General features: G+C 66.4%; 14 protein-coding genes. 8 read left to right on the forward strand and 6 right to left on the reverse strand.

The features are described from left to right. Window positions 1-1,099 (forward strand): caspase family protein (locus ACTIFP_RS16685; protein ID WP_439569818.1); only part of this gene is annotated, 1,099 nt, incomplete at its 5' end. Between the two features lie 94 nt (window positions 1,100-1,193). On the opposite strand, the gene trhO is transcribed toward ACTIFP_RS16685, so the two are convergent. The 4 genes from trhO to ACTIFP_RS16705 all read right to left on the reverse strand — a co-directional run bounded on the left by trhO (window position 1,194) and on the right by ACTIFP_RS16705 (window position 7,694). After that, window positions 1,194-1,922 carry an oxygen-dependent tRNA uridine(34) hydroxylase TrhO gene (gene trhO / locus ACTIFP_RS16690; RefSeq protein ID WP_439569819.1) on the reverse strand — a complete coding sequence of 243 codons (729 nt, stop codon included), beginning with the start codon at window positions 1,920-1,922 and terminating at the stop codon, window positions 1,194-1,196. A gap of 110 nt (window positions 1,923-2,032) precedes the next feature. Next, window positions 2,033-4,048, reverse strand: a complete 2,016-nt coding sequence (locus ACTIFP_RS16695; RefSeq protein WP_439569820.1) for a GMC family oxidoreductase N-terminal domain-containing protein — start codon at window positions 4,046-4,048, stop codon at window positions 2,033-2,035. A gap of 133 nt (window positions 4,049-4,181) precedes the next feature. Then, entirely contained in the window at window positions 4,182-5,279 is a 1,098-nt protein-coding gene (locus ACTIFP_RS16700) for a hypothetical protein (RefSeq protein ID WP_439569821.1), read from the reverse strand. 321 nt (window positions 5,280-5,600) lie between these two features. After that, window positions 5,601-7,694, reverse strand: coding sequence for a malate synthase G (locus ACTIFP_RS16705; protein WP_439569822.1), 2,094 nt, complete (start codon window positions 7,692-7,694; stop codon window positions 5,601-5,603). Between the two features lie 215 nt (window positions 7,695-7,909). Here ACTIFP_RS16705 and ACTIFP_RS16710 point away from each other — a divergent pair, with 215 nt between their 5' ends. The 7 genes from ACTIFP_RS16710 to ACTIFP_RS16740 all read left to right on the forward strand — a co-directional run bounded on the left by ACTIFP_RS16710 (window position 7,910) and on the right by ACTIFP_RS16740 (window position 13,871). After that, window positions 7,910-8,209, forward strand: a complete 300-nt coding sequence (locus ACTIFP_RS16710; protein WP_439569823.1) for a hypothetical protein — start codon at window positions 7,910-7,912, stop codon at window positions 8,207-8,209. Between the two features lie 90 nt (window positions 8,210-8,299). Beyond that, complete coding sequence (locus ACTIFP_RS16715) at window positions 8,300-9,511, forward strand: hydrolase (RefSeq protein ID WP_439569824.1); 1,212 nt, start codon at window positions 8,300-8,302, stop codon at window positions 9,509-9,511. Beyond that, on the forward strand, window positions 9,508-10,521 hold the full coding sequence (locus tag ACTIFP_RS16720; protein WP_439569825.1) for an arginine N-succinyltransferase: 1,014 nt from the start codon (window positions 9,508-9,510) through the stop codon (window positions 10,519-10,521). The genes ACTIFP_RS16715 and ACTIFP_RS16720 overlap by 4 nt, the downstream gene beginning before the upstream one ends. A 151-nt stretch (window positions 10,522-10,672) precedes the next feature. Continuing rightward, on the forward strand, window positions 10,673-11,923 hold the full coding sequence (locus ACTIFP_RS16725; protein WP_439569869.1) for an N-succinylarginine dihydrolase: 1,251 nt from the start codon (window positions 10,673-10,675) through the stop codon (window positions 11,921-11,923). Window positions 11,924-12,051: 128 nt separating this feature from the next. Next, window positions 12,052-12,609: a hypothetical protein gene (locus tag ACTIFP_RS16730; RefSeq protein ID WP_439569826.1), complete on the forward strand. Its 558-nt coding sequence runs from the start codon at window positions 12,052-12,054 to the stop codon at window positions 12,607-12,609. Window positions 12,610-12,815: 206 nt separating this feature from the next. Then, window positions 12,816-13,055, forward strand: a complete 240-nt coding sequence (locus ACTIFP_RS16735; protein WP_439569827.1) for a hypothetical protein — start codon at window positions 12,816-12,818, stop codon at window positions 13,053-13,055. A 48-nt stretch (window positions 13,056-13,103) separates the two neighbouring features. Then, window positions 13,104-13,871: an alpha/beta fold hydrolase gene (locus tag ACTIFP_RS16740; protein ID WP_439569828.1), complete on the forward strand. Its 768-nt coding sequence runs from the start codon at window positions 13,104-13,106 to the stop codon at window positions 13,869-13,871. On the opposite strand, the gene ACTIFP_RS16745 is transcribed toward ACTIFP_RS16740, so the two are convergent. Beyond that, on the reverse strand, window positions 13,822-14,862 hold the full coding sequence (locus ACTIFP_RS16745; protein ID WP_439569829.1) for an alpha/beta fold hydrolase: 1,041 nt from the start codon (window positions 14,860-14,862) through the stop codon (window positions 13,822-13,824). The two genes, ACTIFP_RS16740 and ACTIFP_RS16745, sit on opposite strands and share 50 nt — an antisense overlap. Before the next feature lie 60 nt (window positions 14,863-14,922). After that, window positions 14,923-16,587, reverse strand: coding sequence for an MFS transporter (locus ACTIFP_RS16750; RefSeq protein WP_439569830.1), 1,665 nt, complete (start codon window positions 16,585-16,587; stop codon window positions 14,923-14,925). Window positions 16,588-16,622 lie beyond the last annotated feature (35 nt).

Here is a 16,622-nt window from a genome sequence, read left to right on the forward strand (position 1 = left end):
CGACGGGGCCGAGGTCGCGATGGTCTATTTCGCGGGGCACGGGATCGAGGCGCAGGGCAAGAACTGGCTGATCCCGACCGACGCGCAGCTCAAATCGGACCTCGACCTGCCTTATGAGGCGATCAACCTCGACCGGCTGATGGAATCGGTGTCGGGGGCGCAGATTCGCATGGTCGTGCTCGATTCGTGCCGCAACAACCCCTTCGGCCGCTCGTGGCGCTCGGGAACGCGCGCGGTGGTCAATGGGCTGGCGGGGGTCGAGGCCGACGATGTGCTCGTCATCTTCGCCGCCGCGCCGGGGCAAACCGCCGCTGACGGCACGACGGGCAATTCGCCCTTCGCGACCTCGCTCGCCAAACGCTTGCCGCAGCCCGACGTGCCGGTGCAGCTGCTCGGCGGGCTGATCCGCGACGATGTGCTCGCGGCGACCGGCGGCAGCCAGCGGCCGTTCGTCAGCGCCAGCATCACCGGCACCCCGGTCTATCTCGTCCCCCGCGCCGCTCCGACAGCGCCCAAGGCTGCGGGCGACCGCAGCGGGCTGGAGGAACTGCTGTGGAAAGGCGCAATGGCCGAAAACAGCGTCCGCGGCTTCAGCGCCTATCTCGCCGAATTTCCCGCGGGCAAATATGCCGGCCAAGCGGGCGACAATATCAACCGGCTGCTCAAGAAGCCGGGCGCGAGCGCCGCGCCCGCGCCTGCCGCGCCGGTGACGATGGTCGCAATGAAAGACCCGGCCCCCGCTGCCCGCCCCGCGGCGCGCAAATTCACCCTGACCAGCGTCCGCATCGACTGCATCAAGCTGACCGGCCGCCTCGGCCTTGGCCTGCCCGACCAATTGTTCCTGCGCTTCAACACCGGCCAACGCTTCCCCGAAGGCAAAAGCGAGATTTATTCGATCAAGAAGGGCGAAAGCTGGGTGGTGCCGCAAAGCTTTGAATTCGATCAGCCGGTCAGCCTCCAGCTGCGCGAGTTCGACGACATCGGTGGCAGCGACAATATCGGCACGATCGACCTGGGCGAGACGCCGGGGACGTTCACCCGGACGCTCGACGGTGATGCCAGCGATTATCGGGTGACCTACACGCTGACGGTGGGGTGACGCCAGCCGTTCCCCGGCGAAAGCCGGGGCCTAGGGCGTTAGCAAGCAAGGATTGCGTGCGGACGCTCTGGGCCCCGGCTTTCGCCGGGGAACGTCATTCCTTCTCCCCCACCTCGACCAGCCCGTGCCCGACGCTCACCCGCTCATCGAAGACGAAGCAGCTGCCGTGCCAGCGGCTCTCGGCCGCCGGAACCTGCTCCAGATACGCCAATATGCCGCCCTTCAGATGCACGACATTCTCGACGCCTTCGTGGCGCAGGAACGCGGTCGATTTTTCGCAGCGGATGCCGCCGGTACAGAACATCGCGACGCGCTTGCCTGTAAAGCGTGCGGCATTGGCGCGCCACCAGTCGGGGAACTCGCCAAAGCTTTTCGTCGCAGGATCGACCGCGCCGTCGAAACTCCCGTAACCGACCTCGAACCCGTTGCGCGTGTCGATCAGCACGGTGTCCGGATCATCGACCAGCGTGTTCCAGTCGGCGGGATCGACATAGGGCGCCGCATCGCGCGCCGGGTCGAGCCCCGCGACCTTCAGCGTCACGATTTCCTTCTTCAACCGAACCTTCAGCCGCTGGAACGGCATGTCGGCGGCGGTCGAATATTTGACGTCGAGTTCGGCGCAGCCGGGCAGCGCGCGGATATGGTCCAGCACCGCGGCAATCCCGGCCTCGCTCCCTGCCATCGTGCCGTTGACCCCTTCGCGGGCCAGGAGCAACGTCCCCTTCACCCCCAGCGCGGCGCACAAGTCGATCAGCGGCTGGCGCAGCGCGGCGGGATCGTCGAACGGCGCAAAGCGGTAAAGGGCGGCAACGGTGAAGGTCATGATCAACGCCCCTTAGCCGTTCGTGTCGAGCGAAGTCGAGACACGCCGAGCCAGCGTTAACGTGTCTCGACTTCGCTCGACACGAACGGGAACGAGCCGATTCTCCCCTTCTACCCAAACGGATCTCCCCGCCCGGTCGCATAATGCGCCATCGCCATCGTGGTCCATTGCGCGTTCACGCGAATGCAACTTGGAAACACGCTCGCGTCGGTGACCAGCACATTGGTCGTCCCGTGCACGCGGCAATCAAGGTCGACGATACCGTGCGAAGGGTCTTCGTTGATCGCGTTGCCGCCATGCGGGTGGCTGCTCGACAGCGTCACGTCATCCTGTTCGCGGATCGCATCGCGGAAAAAGGCATCGACGTCCATGTCGGGGGTCACCTTTTGCCCCTTGGCCAGCGCCGGATAGCATTCGATCGCCCCGGCGGCGAAATGCACCTTGGTCAGCGTCGCCATCGCATCGCGCAGCACCGGCAGATCGTCGACGGGATCAAGGCTGAACTGCAGTTTGTCGCCCGTCACCCGCCCGCGCCGGTCGGCAGGGAACAGGATGCCTGCCGAATGGACGCGCCCGAAATTCTTCATCCGGTCGGCATGGTCGGCGAACCAGCCGGGCATCAGCGACGCCATCGACATCGGCGGCTGAAAATGGCTTTCGAGCAGATAATCGCCGACGTCGACATAGCTCGACATCTGGTCCTCGTCCCACGCGTTGCCGCCGACCCCGTCGGGCATCAGCGCCACCACCGGCGAGGCGACGTTGAGCGACACCTGATAGCCGGTGCCGTCGATGTCGCTGCGGTCGAGCAGCTTCGACGAGGCGATCGTGCCGCCCGCGACGACCACCCCGACGCGCGCGCGCACCATCACGCGCACATCGCCGGGCAGGATCAGCACCACCGCCTCGGCCTCGCGCCGCCCGTCATAGGCGGTTTGCCAGACGATCTGTTCGGCCTTGGTCCCCGGCAGGATGCGCGCACCATGATCGCGGCAGGCGGCGGGCAAATATGTCTGTGCCACCCCCATGCGGCGGCCATAGGGACAGCCCGAATTGCAATAGCCGCAATAGGCACAGGCGCTGGGCGTATGCGGCGGCCCGAAATTCTTGGCGAACCAGTCGGTGATCGCGCGCGCGTCGCGCGGATTGCCCGACGCGGCGGCAAAGCTGCGCCACCCCTCGATCAAATGCGGCCCGTTGTGCCGCCCGCTGCGCGGCTCGATCCGCGCGATGCCCAGCTTCGCCTGCACCGCGTCGTAACTCGCGTGAAACGCGGCGGCGTCGATCGGCGCGCCGATGCTCGCCCATTTCGCCAGCACATCCTGCGCGTCGGGGTGCGTGCGCCCCGCTTCGTTGACGCGCAGGCAGATGCCGTTGTTGATCGTCGATGAACCGCCGACACAGCGCCCCTGAAACACCACGAAATCGCGGTTGGTCGACGTCTGGAGCGCGCCATGCTTGTACAGCTGCGCGATCATCTCCAGCTCGTGGTGGTGGATCTTGTGCGACGGGAAAAACGGCCCCGCCTCGACGATCAGCACCTTATAGCCCTGCGCCGCGATATTATGCGCCGCCACCGCCCCGCCTGCGCCCGACCCGATCACCACCACATCATATTCGTCGCCCAGCGTCGCGGCGTTCAGAATATGCGCCTCGTCGATCTCGCGGCCGACGACCGGTTCGATCGGCACGTCGTAATCGCCGCGGTCGCGGTGTTTGGGCAGCTTGAACCCGATCTGGCGGTGCACCGGATTGGCGACATTGGCCTCCTGATCGCCCGGCTCCAGCCCCGCCTGCCAATGCCCGTAATAGCAGGCGTAAACAATGCCGCGCAGCCGCGCCATATCCTGAAACAGGTCGATCTGGCTGTCCTGCAGCCGGTCCTTCAGCTTTGCGGCGCGCCCCGCGACGTCATCCTCGGTAAAGAACGGCCCGCCCAGAACGACTTCGGTCGCGGTCAGCGAAAAGCGGATTTCGTCGAGCTTGGTGCCGCCGACCTTGGCGAACAATTCGCTGATATTGGCGACGACCTGATCGGCGCTGATCACCATCTCGGCCTCGAAAAACAGCGCCTCGGTCAGCGCCTTCAAAAATTTGCGTTGCCCCGAACCAAATGGTGCCGTCATCGCCCTGCCCCCTGCTTGCCCCACGTCGAAGATGGCGCGTTATAGCGGGTCAGGGCAAGGCGTATTGTATGGAAGCGGCGGTAATTGGGAGGCATTCCCCTCCTTCTTACGGAGCGCAGAAGATACGTCTGCCTCAACCCCGCCCCAGCCACGCCAGCCAGAAAAAGCCCAGATCGGCGTAACGCCCGCCCGCCGGATCATCCGCCGCCGCCCGAAACGCCGCCTCCGCTTCGCCGCGCTGCCCGGCGTTCAGCCGCGCCACGCCCAGCCGAACCTGCATCCCCGCCGCGCTCGGCTGCTCGGCCCGCGCCGCGCCGGGCCGCACCCGCGCAATCGCACGCTCGACCTCGGCAATAATCTCGCGCGTCGGCGAGACAGCGGCGTCGAGCAGCCCGCGCTGCACCCCTTCGCCCAGCACCGCCTTCGCCTCGCGCGGCTCGCCCGCTTCGTTGAGCAGCTGCGCCATCCGTTGATATTCGGCCGCCTGCGTCAGCACCCCCGCATGCCGGGTCAGCCGAAACAGGTCGATTTCCAGCGCTCCCTCCGCCGCAACCAGCTGCCGATACACGACCAGCGCGATGCGCCAGTTTTCGCGCGTCGGATACGCACCGATCAACGCCCGCGCGGCATCGGCCCCCGGCGCTACCAGCTGGCCCTGTTGGGCAATGCTGAGCCGTTGCCGATACCAGCCTTCCGCAACCGGCTGGCCCAACGCCGTCCGTGCTGCAATCGCGCGCGTCAGCAGGTCCATCGCGCCCGGCGCATCCTTTTGCGCCAGCCGGACCTGCGCCAGATTGGCAAGCGCGTCGGGATCGGTCGGCGTCAGCTCGGCCAGCCGCCCCCACAAACGCCCCGCCACATCGAAATCCCCCGCGCGATAGGCGATCTGCCCGCGCACCGCCAAATGCCCGGCCAGCCGCTCGGGCCGCGTCAACGGGCTGGCGATCAGCACGTCGAGCGCCCCGGCGCGCATGGCGTCATCGCCGCGCCGATTGCCGATCTCAAGCTCGTACAGCGCCAAGGCGAAGCGCGCATCGCGACTGTTCACAACGCGCCGCGCATCGGCCAGCGCCCGGTCCTGCCGCCCCGACTGCGCCCCGCGCGCCAGATTGCCCAGGGCCGACAGCGCCCGCATCTCCTGCGGCGATACCGCCAGCTTGCTGCCGCCAATTTCCATGACGGTGCTGACCTTGTCCTGCGCATATGCGGCGTTGGCAAGGCCGGCACCCATCAGGAGCACCGCCACACCAGCAACGCAAACGCGCAGCCCGATTAGCGGGCCAGCCCCCGCCAATTGGCCGGTTCGAGGTGTTCGGATCGCCACGATAGTTGCTCACCCAAAGGATCGAATTGATCGTTATGGACTAGGCCCGTCTCGCAATGCTTACAATGGGTTGTCGGTTTGGGGTGAGACGCGGACATTGACAGTAACCGTCGCCCCCGCGAAGGCGGGGGCCGCTAGCCACCTATTCCTTCGCTGCTGCGTAAACCGACAACGGCCCCCGCCTTCGCGGGGGCGACAGCGACTTTCGGTCGAAACCCGCCGACCGCCTCAAACCGCCTTCTTGGCCTGCCGGAACTTGTGCAGCAACGGCTCGGTATAACCCGACGGCTGCGTTACGCCGTCAAAGATCAGCGCGCGCGCCGCCTGATAGGCGATGCCGTCGGGGGTCAGTTTTTCATACAGCGCATCGCCCGCGTTCTGCGCATCGACCTTGGCCGCCATCCGCGCCAGCGCCGCATCGACCTGATCCGCCGAGCACACGCCATGCAACAACCAGTTCGCCAGCGCCTGCGACGCAATCCGCAGCGTCGCGCGGTCCTCCATCAGGCCGACGTCGTCGATGTCGGGCACCTTCGAACAGCCGACCCCCTGATCGATCCAGCGCACGACATAGCCCAATATGCCCTGGCAATTATTATCGAGCTCGCGCGTGATTTCGGCCTCGCTCCAGTTGCGCCCGGTGGCAACGGGGATGTTCAGCAACCGGTCGAGCGACGGCACCGTCTCGCCCGCGATCTCCTGCTGCCGCGCGAACACATCGACCGCATGATAATGCAGCGCGTGCAGCGTCGCGGCGGTCGGCGACGGCACCCAGGCGGTGTTTGCCCCCGATTTGGGATGGCCGATCTTGGCTTCCAGCATCCCCTTCATCAGGTCGGGCATCGCCCACATGCCCTTGCCGATCTGCGCCTTGCCCGACAGCCCGCAGGCCAGGCCGATGCGGACGTTGCGGTCTTCGTATGAGGCGATCCAGTCGCTCGCCTTCATCTCGCCCTTGGGGATCATCGGGCCTGCGCGCATCGAGGTGTGGATTTCGTCGCCGGTGCGGTCGAGGAAGCCGGTGTTGATGAACACGATGCGATCCTTCACCGCATGGATGCACGCGGCGAGATTGGCGCTGGTGCGGCGCTCCTCGTCCATCACCCCGACCTTCATCGTGTGGCGCGGCAGGCCGAGCATATCCTCGACCGCATCGAACAGCCGATCGGTGAACCCGCATTCCTCGGGCCCATGCTGCTTGGGCTTGACGATATAGATGCTGCCCGCCCGGCTGTTGGTGAGGGCGCCGAGGCCTTTGAGGTCGTGGAGCGAACACAGGCTGGTGATCACCGCATCGCACAGCCCCTCGGGTGCTTCGGCGCCGCCGGGGAGCCGGATCATCGGCGTCGTCATCAGATGCCCGACATTGCGGACGAACATCACGCTGCGGCCGTGCAGAACGAACGGCTCGCCCGCCGGCGAGGTCCATTCGCGGTCGGCCTCCATCGCACGCGTCACCGTCCGTCCGCCCTTGGCAAAGCTTTCGACCAGGTCACCGCGCATCAGGCCCAGCCAGTTGGTGTAGCCGAGCGTCTTGTCCTCGCCATCGACCGCGGCAACGCTGTCCTCCAGGTCGATGATCGTGGTCAGCGCGGATTCGAGCACGACATCGGCGAGCCCTGCCGGATCGGTCTTGCCGATCGCGCTCGCCGAATCGATTACCAGTTCGATGTGCAGGCCGTTATGGCGCAGCAGGATGCCACCGGGCTTGCTGCCGGCCCATTGCGCCGGATCGGCCAGCGCCAGCTGTCCGCCCTGCCAGTCGGCCCAGCTTCCCGACGCCAGCGGCACCGCTTCGTCGAGGAACGCCTTGGCGCGCGCGATCACCGCGGCCCCGCGGTCGGCGTCGTAGCCACCGGGCTTCGCGGGCGGCGCGTCGAGCGCGTCGGTGCCGTAGAGCGCATCGTACAGGCTGCCCCAGCGCGCGTTGGCAGCGTTGAGCGCGAAGCGCGCGTTGAGCGCGGGCACGACCAGCTGCGGCCCTGCCATCGTCGCGATTTCGGGATCGACATTCTGGGTGCCGACCGCAAACGGCGCGGGTTCGGCGACCAGGTAACCAATCTCGCGCAGGAACGCCTGATAGGCCTGCGGATCATGCGCCTGCCCCGCCCGCGCTTCGTGCCAGGCGTCGATCTGCGCCTGCAAATCCTCGCGCTTGGTCAGCAGTGCCGCATTCTCGGGCGCAAATTTGCCGAGCAACGCGGCGAAATCGGCCCAGAATTTCGTGACATCAAGCCCGGTCCCCGGCAGCGCGCGCGCCTCGATAAACTCCGCCAGTCGCGAATCGACGGACAGCCCTGCACGGTCGAGAAATTCGGTCATTTAAGCACCCTCTGGTCGGCGCGGCTGCGCCCGTGGACCCGGGGAGGAAAGGGCCGCCGCCCTATGCCGCGATTGGCCCGTTATGGCAATGGCGGCGATTTCACGCATAGGATTTCACCTGTTAAGTTGTCTTTCGCCACTTGCCGGGAACGTTCGCATGTGCATTATGGTGCAATGCACAACGAAATCTCTCTCCTCCCCAACCCGGCCGAATCATGAACGAAACCCGCCTGACCCTGATGGAAGCGATCGCTCGCAAACGCGTGGTGACCGCGCAGTACAACGGCCAGCAGATGAAGCTTGCGCCGCATCAGATGTTCGAACGCCGCGGCGACCTGTTCGTCAGCGCGCTCAACCTCGACAAAAGCTGGCGATCCGACGACGAGCGGCGGCTCGGCCATTTCAAGCTCGACGGGCTGGTCGCCCCGGCGCTGATCGACGCCAGCTTCGAACCCCTGCCCTCGTTCGAAGCCGCCCCGCCGCAAAGCGACGACACGCTGCTCCTCGCGGTCTGATCACCGGGCCATAACCGCGGGCCATGGTCGGCCGATGATTCGGCCCCGCCCGGGGGTGGCAAGCGCCGCGCCGCTCGCTATAGCCGTGCGATGACCTCGCTCACGGCCTCCGAAACCGCCACGCTCGAACGCGCCGCCGATGCGCCGATGCTGGCGCAGGTCGAACGCTGGGCCGCGATCAACAGCGGCACCGGCAACCTCGCGGGCCTCAAAAATGTCGCGGGACTACTCGCCGATGCGTTTGCCACGCTGCCGGGCGAGCTTCGCCTCGTCGCCGCCGATCCGGTCGAGAGCGTCGATGCCGCGGGCCGGGTGAGCAGCATCCAGCGCGGCGACCATCTTCACCTGCGGGTGCGGCCCGACGCGCCGGTGCAACTGCTGCTCACCGGCCATATGGACACGGTGTTCGCCGTCGATCATCCGTTCCAGAACCTCACATGGCTGGAGCCCGGCGTCCTCAACGGCCCCGGCACCGCCGACATGAAGGCGGGTATTTCGGTGATCCTCGCCGCGCTGACCGCGCTCGAAGCCTCGCCCCTCGCGGCGCGTGTCGGTTATGACGTGATGATCAACAGCGACGAGGAAACCGGCAGCCACGCCTCGGCACGGCTGATTGCCGAACTGGCCGCCGGGAAAACCGCCGCCTTGACCTACGAACCCGCGCTGCCCGACGGCACGCTGGCGGGGGCAAGGCCGGGCAGCGGCAACTTCAGCGTCATCATACACGGCCGAGCGGCGCATGCCGGCCGCAACCCCGAAGAAGGCCGCAACGCCCTCGTCGCCGCCGCCGATCTCGCGGTGCGGCTGAACGCACTTAAATCACTGGAATTAAAAGTTAATCCGGCTAGAATCGACGGCGGCGGCCCGAACAATGTCGTCCCCGACCAGGCGATCCTGCGCGTCAACCTGCGCCCCGCGACCCCCGAAGCGATGGTGGCCGCCGAAGTCGCGCTACGTGACACCTTAGCCAACATCCAGCGCGACCACGACGTCCACTGCCACCTCCACGGCAATTTCAACCGCCCGCCCAAACCGCTCGACCCCGCCGCGACGCGCCTGTTCGAACTGGTACGCGATTGCGGCGCCGCGCTCGGCCTTCCGCCGATCCGTTGGAACGCCACCGGCGGCGTCTGCGACGGCAACAATATCGCCGCCTGCGGCATCCCGGTCGTCGACACGATGGGGCCGCGCGGCGGCGCGATCCATTCGGCGGATGAATTTCTGATCGTCGACAGCCTCGCCGAACGCGCGCAGCTGTCGGCGCTTACCATGATACGCATAGCGGAACGGGGGACAGTGTGAATTATGTGATCCGGGCAGCCAAGCCGGGCGATTTGCAGAGCATTTACGAGATGGCGAAACTGACTGGGGGCGGCTTCACCAACCTGCCCCCCGACAAAAAGGCGCTGCGCGCGAAGCTGGAGCGCACCGAAGCCTCGTTCGCGAGCGACAAGGAATATCCGTCGGACGAGCTATACTTGCTCGTGCTCGAAGACCTCGACAGCGGCGAAGTGCGCGGGACGTGCCAGGTGTTTGGGCAGGTCGGCCAGCGCTGGCCGTTCTATTCCTATCGCATCGGCACCGACAGCAAGCATAGCGAGCAGCTCGGCCGGACCTTTCAGGCGCAGATCCTGATGCTCAGCAATGACCTCAACGGGTCGAGCGAGGTCGGCGGGCTGTTCCTGCACCCCGCGGCGCGCGCCGGCGGGCTCGGGCTGCTGCTCGCGCGCTCGCGCTATCTGTTCATCGCCCGCCACCGCGCGCGCTTTGGCGACCGCATCCTCGCCGAACTGCGCGGGGTGATCGACGAGGCGGGCGGATCGCCGTTCTGGGACGGGGTCGCGGGCAAATTTTTCGGCATGAGCTTTCAGGAAGCCGACCAGTTTAACGCGGTCAACGGCAACCAGTTCATCGCCGATCTGATGCCCAAACATCCGGTCTATATCGCGATGCTGAGCGAGCATGCCCGCAGCGTCATCGGCGTCCCGCACCCCAGCGGCCGCGCCGCGATGCGGATGCTGGAGAATGAGAATTTCGCGTTCGAAAATTATGTCGACATCTTTGACGGCGGCCCGACGATGACTGCGCGCACCGATCAGGTGGCGAGCATCGCGGGGGCCAAGCATGTCGAGATTTCAGCGATCGCAGGCTCCGACGACGTGGGAGGCGACGAAGCGCTGGTCGCGACCGGCCACCTCGCCGATTTCCGTTGCTGTTTCGGCAAGATCGGTAACGGATCGACGCTCGACGGCACTGCCGCGAAGCTGCTTGGAGTGACGGCGGGCGACGAGATCAGCTGGATCGGGCGCTGAGACAAGCCCCTCCCCTTCAGGGGAGGGGTTGGGGTGGGGCCATCGGCATAGCGCCACCGTTCAGGCCCACCCCGCTGCGACTAGCCAGCAAGCTGGCAAGTCTCGCTGCCCCTCCCCTGAAGGGGAGGGGTTGAAACAGGGAACAACGGACATCATGCTCACCGAAATCAACTTCGACGGGATCATCGGCCCCAGCCATAATTATGCAGGACTCAGCCGCGGCAATATCGCGTCCGCGTCGAACGCGGGCGACGTATCGCAGCCGCGTGCGGCGGCGCTGCAGGGCATCGACAAGATGCGCCACAATCTGGCGCTCGGGCTGGCGCAGGGCTTTTTCATGCCGCTCGACCGACCCGACGCGCCGTGGCTCGCGGCGCTCGGCACGACGCTGGCCGATGCCGAGGGGCATCTGCGCGCGCAGGCGTGGTCGGCCTCGTCGATGTGGGCGGCGAACGCCGCCACGGTCTCGCCAGCCCCCGACAGCGCCGACGGAAAATGTCATCTGACCGTCGCCAACCTTGTCACCATGCCGCACCGAAGCCACGAATGGCCCAGCACCCTGGCGCAGCTGCGCCTCGCCTTCGCCGACCCGGCGTTTGCGGTGCATGCCCCGATCCCCGCGCCCTTCGGCGACGAGGGCGCGGCGAACCATATGCGGCTGTGCAGCGGGCATGACGGGCAAGGCGTCGAAATCTTCGTCTATGGGGTCGGCGGCGGCCGCTTTCCGGCGCGCCAGCATCTCGACGCTTCAAGGGCGATCGCTCGTCATCACAACCTTGACCCGAAGCGCACCCTCTTCATCCGCCAGTCGGATACCGCGATCCAGGGCGGTGCCTTTCACAACGATGTCGTCGCGGTGGCGAACGAGCATGTGCTGTTCACCCACGAAACCGCGTTCGAGGATCGCGAAGCGGCGCACGCCGAAATCCGCGCCGCCTTTCCCGCGGTCGAGATCGTCGAGGTGCCGGCGAGTGCGGTGACCCTGCCCGACGCGATCAAATCCTATCTATTCAACGCCCAGCTCGTCAGCCTGCCCGAGGGTGGCATGGGGCTGGTGCTGCCGACCGAGGCGCAGTCGACGCCCGCGGTGTGGAGCTGGCTGGAGGCGCATGTCGCGGGTAACGGCCCGATCCGCCGCCTGCTGCCGGTCAATGTCCGCCAGTCGATGGCGAACGGCGGCGGCCCAGCGTGCCTGCGGCTGCGTGTCGTCGCCGACCCGGCGACGGTCGATCCGCGCTTCATCGCCGACGACGCAAAGCTCGACCGGATCGCCGCGGTGGTGGCACAGCATTGGCCCGAAGCGATCGCACCGGGCGATCTGGCGTCGGCGGCGCTGGCCGCAGATGTTCGCAAGGCGCGGGCGATGTTGCTGGAGGCGATGGGGCTCAGCGAGCTCGTGTAGCCTGAATCCTCTTGCGGCTGATTTTGACATAGGCGCCACGCGCATCACCGCGAGGGATGTACCGGATCGCCAGATCATCGGACGCGCCAAGCGTCGCGTCGATCATTGAAGTCGCCGGACAGCAGCGAATGCAGGCGCTCTTGTGCGAGCTGGACGATCACGATACGCCTGCCGCCATGTCGATCCTGATACCTGCCCTGCTGCTGACGATGCAACCCGCGACACCCGGCGACTGCGTTTACAACGCCGTGGCACCCGCCGCCCGATCCTCGATCGGCGCGGCGATTGTGGCGAAACGCCCGCGCACCGACGCCGATATCGAAGCCTTGAAAGATGCCGTTGATCAGTGCGCGCGACCAAACCGCTGGTCGATTGACAGCGCGCTGCACGCCAATGGCTCGGCCGCCATGCGCTTTGCCGCAGACACGCTGGCCAACCAGCTCGGCCATCCGACATGGAGCGCAAACGCGCTCGCCGTCCTGCGCAACCGGCCGCGCGACCAGGTTCAGAATCTGGCCAAGACAGGATCGGGTAATGCGGAATTCGAAATCGTGCTGACCCATATGCTGCACAGCGACCCCGCGATCGAAGCGGCACTAAAGGGGGCGAGCGACGAGGCCGTCGAAAAATTCATTTTGATGGTCAAGCTGACCGCCTTGTCAGAGGTCGAACGGCTCGCGATCTGAGTGGTTTATCCGCTCTGATAGCGCCGCAGGGAGGGTGTTTCCCTCATTCGTGATCCCGGATGAAGTCCGGGACGATAAAAAATGGGGTCGGCAGCTCCCACCTCACCCTTCCCTCATCTGTCGGATTAACTTACAGTTTACCATAATCCCGGCGCGCCGAATCCCTGATTTGCGCCAGTGGCACGGCTCTTGCTGGATAAACTGCGATGTTGAAAAAAATCGGACGCCTGTTCGTCATCAAGACCCGCTTTGAAGCGTGCCTGATCATCTATGCCCTCGCGGTGGGCGCCATGGCGCGCGGCGCCGCTTATCTTCAGGAATATCCGGGCATTGGCGGCCAGCTTTTGTTCGCTGCGTGCAGCGGCGCGGTGTTTCTGGCGGGCGCGAAGATTTTCGATTGCCTGCGCTACGAACAGGCGGTGGCGGCAGCAAAACAGGCGGACTAGGCGCCTCCGGCCTTTCGGACGTCACCCGGATATGCCAAGGCCCGGCGTATGAGCAGGATCAGCGGCCGACCGGCCATCAGCACCGAGCATGTCTATGGTCTGACGCTGCGCGTGGCGCGCTGGCGCGCCGGCCAGACCGCCTCCACGTCCGCCGCCCCGCTGTTGTTCCTGAACGGCATCGGCGCCGACCTGACCGCCGCCGCGCCGCTGCTCGCGCAGATGCACGGGCGCGAGGTGTGGACGCTCGACATGCCGGGGGTCGGGGGCTCGCCCGATGCGCTGCTGCCCTATGGCGCGCCGACGATCGCCGCGGTGGTGATGGAGATCGCCGACCGGCTTGGCCACAAGATCGTCGACCTTGCCGGGTTCAGCTGGGGCGGCGCGCTGGCGCAGCAGATCGCGATCCAGTTTCCGGGGCGCGTCCGCCGCCTGGTGCTGATGGCGACGACGCCGGTGATGGGCGCGCCCGGCATCGGCTGGACGGCGCTGTTCGACGACGACATGCAGGCGAGCGGGCTGAAAATCCAGACCGCAACCCCGCTCGGCATCGCGTATCAGACCGCGGCGATGGCGGGGTGGACCAGCGCGGCGTATCTGCCGGGGCTGAAGGCGCTGCCGACGCTGGTGCTGATCGGCGAGCGGGATGGCGTGATGCCCGCCTGCTATGGCCAGATGCTCGCCAGCCTGATCGACGGCGCGGTGCTGGAGGTGGTGCCGGGATCGCACCTCTTCCCCTTCACCCACGCCGCCGCGATGGCGACGCGGATCAGCGCGTTTCTGGATCAGGCGGCGGCGGGGCAACAAGCCGCCGCGTAAGGAAGTCGGCGATCGCCGCCGCGGTCGCGTCGGGGTCTTCCTCCATCGGCAAATGGCCGATATTCTTGAGCAATACGACTTCGGACCCCGCCATCCGTTCGTGGAAGGTCTGCGCCGCGCTGGGATTGATGATCCGGTCCTTGTCGCCGAACAGGATCAGCGTCGGCGCCTTGATCTCGCCGACACGCGCCGCCATCGCCGGTTCGCGGTCCAGCCGTGCGCGCAGCACCGTCGCCTCGCGGTTGCCGGGAAAGCGCAGCAATTCCCAATAACGATCGATCATCGCGTCATCGACGATCGCCTGCTTTTCGACCGAGCCGCGCAGCGACTGTTCGACCAGCGCGCGCGGGGTGATCTGCGTCGCGAGCCAGCGGCCGAACGGATATTGCAGGATCCGAAAGCCAACGTTGGATTCGGGGGCCTTCTCGCCCTTGCGCAGCGGCATGCCGCTTGCGTCGAGCAGCAGCAGCGCATCGATGCGACCCGGCTGCGCCAGCGCGTAACGCCACGCGACCCAGCCGCCCATCGAATTGCCGCCCAGCACGAAATGGTCGAGCCCGAGCTTTGCCGCAACGACATCGACCGCCGCCGCCATGCCGGCAGCGCCATAATCCTTGTCGGGGGTGCCGCCGGTCAGCCCATGACCGGGCAGGTCGAGCGTGACGACGCGGTAGTCGGCGCCCAGTCGCTGCACCAGCGGTTCCCAAGTGTGCAGGCTGCTGTTCGACCCGTGCAGCAGGATGATCGCAGCGCCGTCGCGCTTGCCCTGATCGCGGTAATGGATGCGCTGCCCCGCCGGCCCCGCCGCAAACGCCGCGTTCGGCCCGCCGTATTTGGCGATCATCGCGTTGCGATCGGTATCGGACGTGCGCAGCGCGAGAAAGATCGCAAGGATCGCCACGAGCAGGGCGAGCGGGATCAGCACCCGCTTGCGCCGGAACGGCGGCCGGTGCGGCGGCGGCGGGTCAAAATCTTCGTCGTCGATCGTCATCACGCGCCCCCCTCAAGGCAGCGGCGAACCTAGCGTCCCGACGCCTCGCGTCAATGCGCGCTATTCGTGGATCGGACGGCGAAAGGTTTCGGGCAGGAAGATCAGCCCGACGACGACGGTCAGCGCCGCGACGACGACCGGATACCACAGGCCGTAATAAATATTGCCCGTCGCGGCGACCATCGCGAAGGCTGTCGTCGGCAGGAAACCGCCGAACCAACCGTTGCCGACATGATAGGGCAGCGACATCGCGGTGTAGCGGATGCGGCTGGGGAAGAGTTCAACGAGCAGCGCCGCGATCGGGCCGTAAACCATCGTCACCAGCAGAACGAGGTAGAAGAGGATGGCGACGACCAGCGGCTTGTTCATCGCGTCCAGGTCGGCCTTCGCCGGATAGCCCGCGGCGGCGGTCGCGGCGGCCAGCTCCTTGCGGAACGCTTCGGCAGCGGCGGCGCGGTCTTCCTCGGCCAGGCGCCACGGTTCGGGCGCGATCAGTACGCGGTCGCCGATCCACACATCGGCGGCCTCTCCCGTGCGCCGCGGGCGTGTCACGCTGGTGTAGCTGACGCCGGCCTTCGCGAGCGCTGATTTGGCGATATCGCAGCCGGTGCTTTCGAACTTCTCTTTGCCAACGGGGTCGAACTGGAAGGCGCAGGCCCCCGGGTCGGCGTTGACCCGCACAGCCGCGCTCGCCTGCGCTTTCGCCATCGCCGGATTGGCGGCGGAGGTCAGCATCTGGAACGCCGGGAAATAGGTGAGCGCGGCGAGCGCGCAGCCCGCGAGGATGATCGGCTTGCGCCCGATCTTGTCGCTGAGCCAGCCGAACAGGATGAAGAAAGGCGTGGCGAGCGCGAGCGCGAGGGCGATCAGGATGTTCGCCGTCGCACCGTCGACCTTCAGCGTCTTTTCGAGGAAGAACAGCGCATAAAACTGCCCCGAATACCAGACGACCGCCTGCCCCGCGACCGCGCCGAACAGCGCGATGATCACCCATTTCAAATTGCCCCAGCGGCCGAAGGCTTCGGTCAGCGGCGCCTTTGACGTCGTGCCCTCCTCCTTCATCTGCTTGAAGACCGGGCTTTCCTCGAGCTGGAGGCGGATCCACAGCGAGACGCCGAGCAGGATGATCGAGATCAGGAATGGGATGCGCCAGCCCCAATCGGCGAACGCCGCCTCGCCGATCAGCGTCCGGATGGTGATGACGACGCCAAGCGCCGCGAACAAGCCGAGCGTCGCGGTGGTCTGGATAAAGCTGGTGAACAGCCCGCGCTTTCCCTCGGGCGCATGTTCGGCGACATAGGTTGCGGCGCCGCCATATTCGCCGCCGAGCGCAAGGCCCTGGAGCAGACGCAAAACGACGAGCAGGATCGGTGCCGCCACGCCAATCGACGCGTAGCTGGGCAAAATGCCGACCAGGAACGTCGATGCGCCCATCAGCCCCATGGTGACGAGGAAGGTGTTCTTGCGCCCGACCAGATCGCCGATGCGCCCGAACACGAGTGCGCCGAACGGCCTTACCGCAAAGCCCGCGGCAAAGGCGGCGAGCGCGAAGATGAAGCCGGTGGTTTCGTTGACGCCCGAAAAAAACTGCGCCGAGATGACGGTCGCGAGCAGGCCGTAGAGGTAGAAATCATACCATTCGAACACCGTGCCGAGCGACGAGGCGAGGATGACCTTGCGCTCGCTCTGGCGGGTGTCGATGGGTGATGTTGCCTCGCTCGTCATTCGCTGCCCCCTTATTAGCCCGTCCCCTTCAGGAG

The organism is Sphingopyxis sp. (assembly GCF_051861155.1).
Lineage (GTDB): Bacteria > Pseudomonadota > Alphaproteobacteria > Sphingomonadales > Sphingomonadaceae > Sphingopyxis.